Origin of the sequence: Streptomyces recifensis, assembly GCF_002154615.1 — a bacterium.
In the GTDB taxonomy this organism is placed as follows: Bacteria; Actinomycetota; Actinomycetes; order Streptomycetales; family Streptomycetaceae; genus Streptomyces; species Streptomyces griseoluteus.
Genome location: NZ_MUNH01000592.1, coordinates 1 through 9,365, shown reverse-complemented (window position 1 = coordinate 9,365; position 9,365 = coordinate 1). Strand labels below are relative to the sequence as shown.

General features: G+C 72.2%; 8 protein-coding genes. 5 read left to right on the top strand and 3 right to left on the bottom strand.

The features are described 5' to 3' along the window. Nucleotides 1-1,836 (top strand): penicillin acylase family protein (locus tag CCN33_RS26690; RefSeq protein ID WP_086696011.1); only part of this gene is annotated, 1,836 nt, incomplete at its 5' end. A gap of 40 nt (nucleotides 1,837-1,876) precedes the next feature. On the opposite strand, the gene CCN33_RS26685 is transcribed toward CCN33_RS26690, so the two are convergent. Then, nucleotides 1,877-3,118 carry an exo-beta-N-acetylmuramidase NamZ family protein gene (locus CCN33_RS26685; protein ID WP_086696010.1) on the bottom strand — a complete coding sequence of 414 codons (1,242 nt, stop codon included), beginning with the start codon at nucleotides 3,116-3,118 and terminating at the stop codon, nucleotides 1,877-1,879. A gap of 182 nt (nucleotides 3,119-3,300) precedes the next feature. Here CCN33_RS26685 and CCN33_RS26680 point away from each other — a divergent pair, with 182 nt between their 5' ends. Together CCN33_RS26680 and CCN33_RS26675 are read left to right on the top strand one after the other, a co-directional pair. After that, the gene (locus tag CCN33_RS26680) at nucleotides 3,301-4,074 is read left to right on the top strand and encodes an SDR family oxidoreductase (RefSeq protein ID WP_086696009.1); all 774 of its coding nucleotides are present in this window, start codon (nucleotides 3,301-3,303) and stop codon (nucleotides 4,072-4,074) included. A 97-nt stretch (nucleotides 4,075-4,171) separates the two neighbouring features. After that, nucleotides 4,172-4,765, top strand: coding sequence for a TetR/AcrR family transcriptional regulator (locus CCN33_RS26675; protein ID WP_086696008.1), 594 nt, complete (start codon nucleotides 4,172-4,174; stop codon nucleotides 4,763-4,765). Between the two features lie 56 nt (nucleotides 4,766-4,821). Here the strand turns inward: CCN33_RS26675 and CCN33_RS26670 are convergent, their stop codons facing one another. Both CCN33_RS26670 and CCN33_RS26665 read right to left on the bottom strand, forming a co-directional pair. Then, complete coding sequence (locus CCN33_RS26670) at nucleotides 4,822-6,036, bottom strand: acyl-CoA dehydrogenase (RefSeq protein ID WP_086696007.1); 1,215 nt, start codon at nucleotides 6,034-6,036, stop codon at nucleotides 4,822-4,824. A 5-nt stretch (nucleotides 6,037-6,041) separates the two neighbouring features. Next, nucleotides 6,042-7,064 (bottom strand): phosphotransferase family protein, encoded by a 1,023-nt coding sequence (locus CCN33_RS26665; RefSeq protein ID WP_086696006.1) that lies wholly within the window; start codon nucleotides 7,062-7,064, stop codon nucleotides 6,042-6,044. A 254-nt stretch (nucleotides 7,065-7,318) separates the two neighbouring features. Here CCN33_RS26665 and CCN33_RS26660 point away from each other — a divergent pair, with 254 nt between their 5' ends. Then, nucleotides 7,319-8,257: an NADP-dependent oxidoreductase gene (locus CCN33_RS26660; protein ID WP_086696005.1), complete on the top strand. Its 939-nt coding sequence runs from the start codon at nucleotides 7,319-7,321 to the stop codon at nucleotides 8,255-8,257. A 201-nt stretch (nucleotides 8,258-8,458) separates the two neighbouring features. Continuing rightward, nucleotides 8,459-9,365 (top strand): phytoene desaturase family protein (locus CCN33_RS26655; RefSeq protein WP_140394691.1); only part of this gene is annotated, 907 nt, incomplete at its 3' end.

Below are 9,365 nucleotides of genomic sequence, written 5' to 3'. Positions count from 1 at the left end.
GTCGAGGAGGGCCCCCGCGTGTGGGAGTCCTTCCGGATGCGCAACGACCCCGAGGCCGTCCTCACCCTCCACGACGGACAGCGCTTCCCCTACGCCACCCGCCCCGACAGCCCCCGCGGCCGGGCCCTGCCCGACACCGGCTCGGTCACCCAGGAGCCGCTGGTCTACGACCGCACCGGCAGCGCGGGCACCGCGAGCGCCAGGCGTTCCTCCACCGCCGCCGCCAAGGACACCCTCAGCTCCGCCCGGCGCGGCATGTCCAACGCCCTGGTGGTCAGCGGCGAGCACACCGCCAGTGGCCACCCGGTCGCCGTCTTCGGCCCGCAGACCGGCTACTTCGCCCCGCAGCTCCTGATGCTCCAGGAGATCCAGGGCCCCGGCATCAGCGCCCGCGGCGCCTCCTTCGCGGGCCTGAGCATGTACGTCGAACTGGGACGCGGCCAGGACTACTCCTGGAGCGCGACCACCTCCGGCCAGGACATCATCGACACCTACGCCGTCGAGCTGTGCCAGGACGACCACCACTACCTCTACCGGGGCACCTGCACCGCGATGGAGCAGGTCGAGCGGAAGAACGCCTGGAAGCCGACCGTCGCCGACGGCACCGCCGCCGGTTCGTACGCCATGCGGGTGTGGCGGACCAAGTACGGGCCCGTGCAGTACCGGGCGACCGTCGGCGGGAAGAAGGTCGCCTACACCACCCTGCGCTCCTCCTACCTGCACGAGGCCGACTCCATCATCGGCTTCCAGATGCTCAACGACCCCGGTTATGTGAAGGGCCCCGAGGACTTCCAGAAGGCGGCCCAGCACATCAACTTCACCTTCAACTGGTTCTACGCCGACTCGGCGCACACCGCGTACTACAACAGCGGCGACAACCCGGTCCGCGCGGCCGGTGTCGACGCCGAGTTCCCGGTGTGGGCCCAGCCGGCCTACGAGTGGCGGAACTGGGACCCGGCCGCCAACACCGCCGACTACACCCCGGCGGGCGAACACCCCAACTCCGTCGACCAGGACTACTACATCTCCTGGAACAACAAGCAGGCCGAGGCGTACACCGCCGCGCCCTGGGGCGAGGGCTCGGTGCACCGCGGCGACCTCCTCGACGACCGGGTGAGCAAGCTGGTCGCCCAGGGCGGGGTCACCCGGACCAAGCTGGTCCAGGCGATGGCGGACGCGGCCCTGGCCGACCTGCGCGCCGAGGACGTGCTGCCCGAGCTGCTCAAGGTCGTCAACTCGGCGCCGGTGAGCGACCCGGCGGCCGCGGCGGCCGCGGCCAGGCTCCAGACGTGGCTGGACGCGGGTGCCAGGCGCACCGAGACGTCGGCGGGGTCGAAGAAGTACGCCGACTCCGACGCGATCCGCCTCCTGGACGCCTGGTGGCCCCTGCTGGTGAAGGCCGAGTTCGAACCCGGCCTCGGCAGCGGCCTGTACGGCGCCCTCACCGCCAACCTCCCGGTGGACGAGGCACCCTCCGCCGGGCACGGCCCGACCGGCTCGCACGCCGGAAGCTCGTTCCAGTACGGCTGGTGGAGCTATGTCGACAAGGACATACGGGCGGTGCTCGGTGAGCCCGTACAGGGCGGTCTCTCCCGGAAGTACTGCGGCGACGGCAGCCTCTCCGCCTGCCGGGACGCCCTGCTCGGCACGCTGAAGCAGGCCGCCGGGCTCACCGCCGCCCAGGTCTACCCGGGCGACGACCTGTGTTCGGCAGGGGACCAGTGGTGCGCCGACTCGATTCGGCAGCGCACCCTGGGCGGCATCAAGCACGGCAACATCAGCTGGCAGAACCGGCCGACCTACCAGCAGGTCGTGGAGTACACCTCGCACCGCTGACGGCCGTGAGCGGCGGCTCCCGGTACGGGGGCCGCCGCGCTCAGCGGTACATCAGGTACTTGGCCCGCACCCGGCGGAACGCCGTCAGCTCCCCTTGCCAGGCGGCCGCCACCTCGTCCGCCCCGGCCCCGGCGTCGATCATCGTGCGCACCCGCTCGGAACCGGTGAGCTTGTCGATCCAGTTGTCCGGCCGCCACGCGAACCCGTCCCACACCCGCCGTGCCGTCACCAGCAGCGTCACCCCGGTCAGCACCGGGTCGAAGGCCGCCGGATCGTGCACATGGAGCTGCACCCCGCCGACCGTCTTCCCCTGGAACTTGGAGAACGTCGGCGCGAAGTACGCCTCGCGGAACCGCACTCCCGGCAGCCCCGCCCTGTCCGCCTCCCGTGCCCAGCGCCCGTCGACGCCCTCCGCGCCGAGGAGTTCGAAGGGGCGGGTGGTGCCCCGGCCCTCGGAGAGGTTGGTGCCCTCGAACAGACAGGTCCCGGAGTACACCAGGGCGGTCTCCGGGGTCGGCATGTTCGGGCTCGGCGGCACCCAGGGCAGCCCGCAGTCGCCGAAGAACATCCCGCGCCGCCAGCCGGTCATGGTCACCGTCTCCAGCGGCACCGGCTTGTCCAGGAACTCCCCGTTGAACAGCCGGGCCAGCTCCGCCACCGTCATCCCGTGCGCCTGGGCGACAGGCCGCCGGCCGACGAACGTGGCGAACTCCTCGTGCAGCACCGGCCCCAGGGCGGCCCGGCCGGTCACCGGGTTCGGGCGGTCCAGCACCATGAACCGCTTTCCCGCCAGCGCCGCCGCCTCCATGCAGTCGTACAGCGTCCAGATGTACGTGTAGAAGCGGGCGCCCGCGTCCTGGATGTCGAAGACGACCGTGTCCACCCCGGAGGAGGTGAAGACGTCGGCGAGCGCCTGGCCGCTCTTCAGATACGTGTCGTACACCGGCAGCCCGGTCGCCGGGTCGTCGTAGCGCCCCTCCGAGCCGCCCGCCTGGGCGGTGCCCCGGAAGCCGTGCTCGGGGCCGAAGACGGCGGTCAGCCGCACCCGGTCGTCCGCGTGCATCACGTCCACGATGTGCCGGACGTCACGGGTGACGCCCGTCGGGTTGGTGACGATGCCGACCTTCCGGCCGGCCAGCGGGGCGTAGCCGTCGGCGGCCAGCCGCTCGAACCCGGTGCGCACCCGGTGCCCGGCGCCGGCGTCCGAGGCGGGGGCCGGGACCCCGGCCCCGACGGCGGCCGTTGCGGTGGTGGCGAGCATGCTCCGTCTGGACAGCGTCATACGGGACCTCCGTGAGCGCGGCGGGTGTCATGACCACGGGGACGCTAGCGCCTGGCGGGCCGCCAGGGAACGCGCCGGACCGGGAGCCGTCGGGGATTCCCCTTCCCTACGGCATACCGACTGGTTAGTCTGGCGCCGCGGCGGCGGGACCGCCGCGCACAGCCACAGCTCGAAGGAGGCCGCTGGTGGAAGCCGTGCAGGACGCCGGAGTCGTCGTCACCGGGGCGGGCGGGGGGATCGGGGCGGCTCTCGCCCGCCGGTTCGCCGCCGAGGGCGCCCGGGTCGTCGTCAACGACCTCGACGCCGACAAGGCCAAGGCGGTGGCCGAGGAGATCGGGGGCATCGCCGTGCCCGGCGACGCCTCCGGCATCGTCACCGAGGCCCGCGCGGCGCTCGGCGGCGCCATCGACGTGTACTGCGCCAACGCGGGCGTCGCCTTCGAGGACGGCACCCCCGGCGGCCCGCTGGACGAGCGGTCCTGGGCGGTGTCCTGGGACGTCAACGTGATGGCCCACGTCCGCGCCGCCCACGACCTGCTGCCCGGCTGGCTGGAGCGGGGCGGCGGCCGGTTCGTCTCCACCGTCTCCGCCGCCGGACTGCTCACCATGATCGGCGCCCCCTCCTACAGCGTCACCAAGCACGGCGCGCTGGCCTTCGCCGAGTGGCTCTCCCTCACCTACCGCCACCGGGGTGTGAAGGTGCACGCGATCTGCCCGCAGGGCGTGCGCACCGACATGCTGTCCGCCACCGGCAGCGCCGGCGACCTGGTGCTCCAGCCGACCGCGATCGAGCCGGCCGACGTCGCCGACGCGCTGTTCGCGGGCATGGCCGAGGACCGCTTCCTGATCCTGCCGCACCCCGAGGTGGCCGAGTACTACCAGGCCCGCGCGGCCCAGCCGGACAAGTGGCTGGGCGGCATGAACCGGCTCCAGCGCGCCTGGGAGGACTCCCGCTGACCCGGCCCCGCCGGAGGATGGGAAGATCCTCCGGCGGGAAACCGTTCCCGCCCCAGTGACGACAGTCGGCGACCCGACGGAAAGGCAGGTGGCGGCAGTGCCCAGGAACACGGACGGAGACGCCACGCCCGTCCCCCGGCGGCTGCTGGACGCCGCGACCCGTCTCTTCGCCGACCAGGGCTACGACCGCACCTCGGTGCAGGAGATCGTCGAGGCCGCCGGAGTCACCAAGGGCGCTCTCTACCACTACTTCGGCTCCAAGGACGACCTCCTGCACGAGGTCTACGCGCGCGTGCTGCGCCTCCAGCAGGAGCGCCTGGACGCCTTCGCGGACGCCGACGAGCCGGTGGAGAAGCGGGTGCGGGACGCGGCCGCCGACGTCGTCGTCACCACCATCGAGAACCTCGACGACGCGATGATCTTCTTCCGCTCGATGCACCACCTGAGCCCCGAGAAGAACAAGCAGGTCCGCGCCGAACGCCGCCGCTACCACGAACGGTTCCGCGCGCTCATCGAGGAGGGCCAGCGGGAGGGCGTGTTCTCCACCGCCACCCCGGCCGACCTCGTCGTGGACTACCACTTCGGCTCGGTGCACCACCTCTCCACCTGGTACCGCCCCAAGGGTCCGCTCACCCCGCAGGAGGTCGCCGACCATCTCGCCGACCTCCTGCTGCGCGCCCTGCGCCCGTAGCGGCAACGCGTAAGGGGCGCCCGCCATGGCGGGCGCCCCTTGCAACAGCCCTTCCGCTACAGGTACTTCTTCAGCTCACGCCGGGCCAGCGAGCGCTGGTGCACCTCGTCCGGGCCGTCCGCCAGCATCAGCGTGCGGGCGCCCGCGTACAGGTCGGCCAGCGGGAAGTCCTGGCTCACCCCGCCCGCGCCGTGCAACTGGATCGCCCGGTCGAGGATCTCCACCACCGCGCGCGGAGTGGCGATCTTGATGGCCTGGATCTCGGTGTGCGCGCCCCGGTTGCCGACGGTGTCCATCAGCCAGGCCGTCTTCAGCACCAGCAGCCGGAGCTGCTCCACCGTCACCCGCGCGTCCGCGATCCAGTTCTGCACCACCCCCTGCTGCGCCAGCGGCTTGCCGAACGCGGTACGCGACACCGCCCGCCGGCACATCAGCTCGATCGCCCGCTCGGCCATGCCGATCAGCCGCATGCAGTGGTGGATGCGCCCCGGACCGAGCCGGGCCTGGGCGATGGCGAAGCCGCCGCCCTCCTCGCCCACCAGGTTGGCCACCGGCACGCGCGCGTGGTCGAAGACGACCTCCGCGTGCCCGCCGTGCGAGTGGTCCTCGTACCCGAAGACCTGCATGGCCCGCTTCACGGTCACACCGGGCGTGTCCCGCGGGACCAGCACCATCGACTGCTGGCGGCGGAGGTCCTCGCCGTCCGGGTCGGTCTTGCCCATCACGATGAAGATCTTGCAGTCCGGGTTCATCGCCCCGGAGATGTACCACTTGCGGCCCGTGATGACGTACTCGTCACCATCCCGCTCGATGTGCGTGGTGATGTTGGTGGCGTCCGAGGAGGCCACCTCCGGCTCGGTCATGGCGAACGCCGAGCGGATCTCCCCGGCCAGCAGCGGCTCCAGCCACTGCTTCTTCTGCTCGTCCGTGCCGAACTGCGCCAGCACCTCCATGTTCCCGGTGTCCGGTGCCGCGCAGTTCAGCGCGGTCGGCGCCAGCTGCGGGGACCGGCCGGTGATCTCGGCCAGCGGCGCGTACTGGAGGTTGGTCAGCCCGGCACCGTACTCGGCGTCGGGCAGGAAGAGGTTCCACAGGCCCTGCCGCCGCGCCTCGGCCTTCAGCTCGTCCACCACCGCCGGGGTGTCCCAGGGGGAGTCCAGCAGCGCCCGCTGCTCCTCCGCGGTCTTCTCGGCCGGGTAGACGTACTCCTCCATGAAGGCGAGGAGACGGGTGCGGAGTTCCTCGGTGCGCGCGTCGAACGCGAAGTCCATCTGCTCTAGCCTTCCTGAAGCGTGGTCAGTCCGTGGTCGATGAAGACGGGCACCAGGTCCCCGATGCGGTCGAAGCCGCCGCCCACCGTCTGGCCGAGGGTGTACCGGTAGTGGATGCCCTCCAGGATCACGGCGAGCTTGAACCAGGCGAACGCGGTGTACCAGTTGACGTCCGAGACATCGCGCCCGGAGCGCTCCGCGTACCGCTCGATCAGCTCGGCGGGCGTGGGGTGGCCGGGGGCCTCGGCGGTGGTGGAGACGGGGGAGTGGGCCATGCCGAGCGGCCGGCTGTACATCACCAGCAGGCCGAGGTCGGTGAGCGGGTCGCCCAGGGTCGACATCTCCCAGTCGAGGATGGCCTCGATCCGGTCGCCCTCGCCGATCAGCACGTTGTCCAGGCGGTAGTCGCCGTGCACCACGGCAGGCGCCGGGGAGGTGGGCAGCGAGCGGCCGAGGGCCGCGTGCAGCTCGTCCACGCCCGCCAGTTCGCGGTTGCGGGAGGCGTCGAGCTGCTTGCCCCAGCGGCGGAGCTGGCGGTCCAGGAAGCCCTCGGGCCGGCCGAAGTCGGCGAGGCCCACCTCGGCGGGGTCCACCGCGTGCAGCTCGACGAGGGTGTCCACCAGCGACAGCACCGCGTTCCGGGTGCGCTCCGCACCGAGCGGCGCGAGCTGGTCCGCCGTACGGTACGGGGTGCCCTCGACGAACTCCATCACGTAGAACGGGGCGCCCAGCACCTCGTCGTCCTCGCACAGCAGCACCGGCCGGGGGACCGGCACGCGGGTGGGGTGCAGGGCGCTGATCACCCGGTGCTCGCGGCGCATGTCGTGCGCGGTGGCCAGGACGTGGCCCAGCGGCGGGCGCCGGACGACCCAGCGGGAGGTGCCGTCGGTGACGGCGTAGGTGAGATTCGACCGTCCGCCCTCGATCAGTCTGCCGGTCAGCGGACCGGTCACCAGGCCGGGCCGCTCACGGTCGAGCAGCGCGCGCAGCCGGTCGAGATCGAGTCCGGGCGGGTGGTCGGCGCTCATACATCACTCCTACGAACGGGTGAACAGGAACGCGTCACATGATGCCGACCGGTCGGTATGCCGTCCAGTGTGTGCACCCCAAAGTGTGCGCCGACGTGACCGGACACACGCCGGGCGACGCGTGTCCGGCGTGGTCGCGGGGGCCGGCGGGCGGGGGGCGGTGACGACGGACAGGCTATGCGCGAACGCCGCGAACCGCCCATATTGGAACCCAGGGGTTGCGCGGCGGGTGCACACCCTGGAGGGTCCAGATCATGAAGGCCATCAGCTACCGCCGCTACGGCGGCCCCGAAGTGCTGGAGTACGGAGAGGTCCCCGAGCCCAAGGTGGGCCCCGACGAGGTGCTGGTCCGGGTGCGCGCGGCCGCGGTCAACCCGGTCGACTGGAAGTGCCGCGAGGGGTACCTCGACCCGATCCTCAACACCGTCTTCCCCGTGATCACCGGCTGGGACGTCAGCGGGGTCGTCGTCCGCCCCGGCGCCTCCGTCGCCGAGTACGAGGAGGGGGACGAGGTGATCGGGTACGTCCGCGAGGACCTGCTCTCGCTCGGCACCTTCGCCGAGTACGTCGCCGCCCCCGTGCGCACCCTCGCCCGCAAGCCTGCCGCGCTCTCCTTCGAGGAGGCCGCCGGACTGCCGCTGGTGGGCCTGACCGCCTACCAGGTCCTCGTCAAGATCCTCCAGGTCAAGCGCGGCGAGACGGTGCTCATCCACGCGGCCGCCGGCGGGGTCGGCTCCCTCGGCGTGCAGATCGCCGCCCACCTGGGCGCCCGTGTCATCGGCACCGCCAGCGAACGCAACCACGCCTATGTACGCAGCCTGGGCGGCGAACCCGTCGCGTACGGCGACGGCCTGGCCCCACGCGTACACGGCATCGCGCCCGAGGGCGTGGACGCGGTCTTCGACACCGTCGGCGGTGAGACCCTGAAGGTCTCCGCCCAGCTCCTCGCCCCCGGCGGCCGCCTCGCCTCCATCGCCGACCCGGACGTCACCGAGTACGGCGGCCGCTACTGGTTCGTCCGCCCCGACGCCGAGGACCTCGCCAAGCTCTCCCAGCTGGCCGACCAGGGTGCCGTCTCCGTCCACGTCGACAAGACCTTCCCCCTGGAGCAGACCGCCGAAGCCCAGCGACTCAATCAGGAGGGCCGCACCCGGGGCAAGATCGTCGTGACGGTCTCCGGAGCCGACGGCTAGGGTCTTTCGTTCGGATCAGGCCGGATGAGGGAGCGGGGTCTGGTGCCGTGCGTCGCAAGGCGGAGGAGGGCGACATGGCGGAGCCATGGCAACCGACGACAACGCCGCGAGGCGCGGTGCCAGACCCCGCGAGCCCGGCAAGATCCAAACGAGAGGCCCTAGCCCTCTATCCGGCGAAGATCAACCGTGCTACCAAGAACCATGCCTGCACACGAGGGAACCCGGACGTACGACGCCGTCATCGTCGGCGGCGGACACAACGGCCTGGTCGCGGCCGCCTACCTGGCCCGCGCCGGACGCTCGGTCCTGCTGCTGGAGCGGCTCGGGCACACCGGGGGCGCCGCGGTGTCCAGCCGGCCGTTCGCCGGGGTGGACGCCCGGCTGTCGCGGTACTCCTACCTCGTCAGCCTGCTGCCGGACAAGATCGTCCGCGAGCTCGGGCTGGACTTCCGAGTGCGGGGGCGGACCATCTCCTCGTACACCCCCGTCGAGCGCGGCGGCCGGGCCACGGGGCTGCTCGTCGGGGGCGGCGAAGAGCGCACCCGGCGGGCCTTCGCCGAACTGACCGGCGACGAGCGCGAGTTCGGCGCATGGCAGCGCTTCTACGGCATGACCGGCGAGGTTGCCCGGCGGGTCTTCCCGACCCTCACCGAACCGCTGCCCACCCGCGCCGCACTGCGCGCCCGCGTCGGTGACGAGGACGCCTGGCGGGCCCTGTTCGAGGAGCCGATCGGAGTCACCGTCGAGGAGAACTTCCGCGACGACCTGGTCCGGGGCGTCGTCCTCACCGACGCGCTGATCGGTACCTTCGCCGACGCCCATGATCCCTCCCTCGCCCAGAACCGCTGCTTCCTCTACCACGTCATCGGCGGCGGCACCGGCGCCTGGGACGTACCCGTCGGCGGTATGGGCGCCCTCACCGACGCCCTCGCGGACGCGGCCCGCGCGGCCGGAGCCGAGATCGTCACCGGGCACGAGGCCGTCCGCGTCGACACCGACGGCCGCACCGCCGAGGTCACCTACCGCACCGCCGACGGCGAGGGCGTCGCCGCCGCCCGGCACGTCCTGGTCAACGCCTCCCCGCGGGAACTCGCCGCCCTCACCGGCG

Excerpts from the sequence above, each read along its gene's own strand:
- CCN33_RS26685 (WP_086696010.1), bottom strand. The coding sequence starts at position 3,118 with ATGACGCTGTCCAGACGGAGCATGCTCGCCACCACCGCAACGGCCGCC.
- CCN33_RS26670 (WP_086696007.1), bottom strand. The coding sequence starts at position 6,036 with ATGGACTTCGCGTTCGACGCGCGCACCGAGGAACTCCGCACCCGTCTC.
- CCN33_RS26665 (WP_086696006.1), bottom strand. The coding sequence starts at position 7,064 with ATGAGCGCCGACCACCCGCCCGGACTCGATCTCGACCGGCTGCGCGCG.
- CCN33_RS26660 (WP_086696005.1), top strand. The coding sequence starts at position 7,319 with ATGAAGGCCATCAGCTACCGCCGCTACGGCGGCCCCGAAGTGCTGGAG.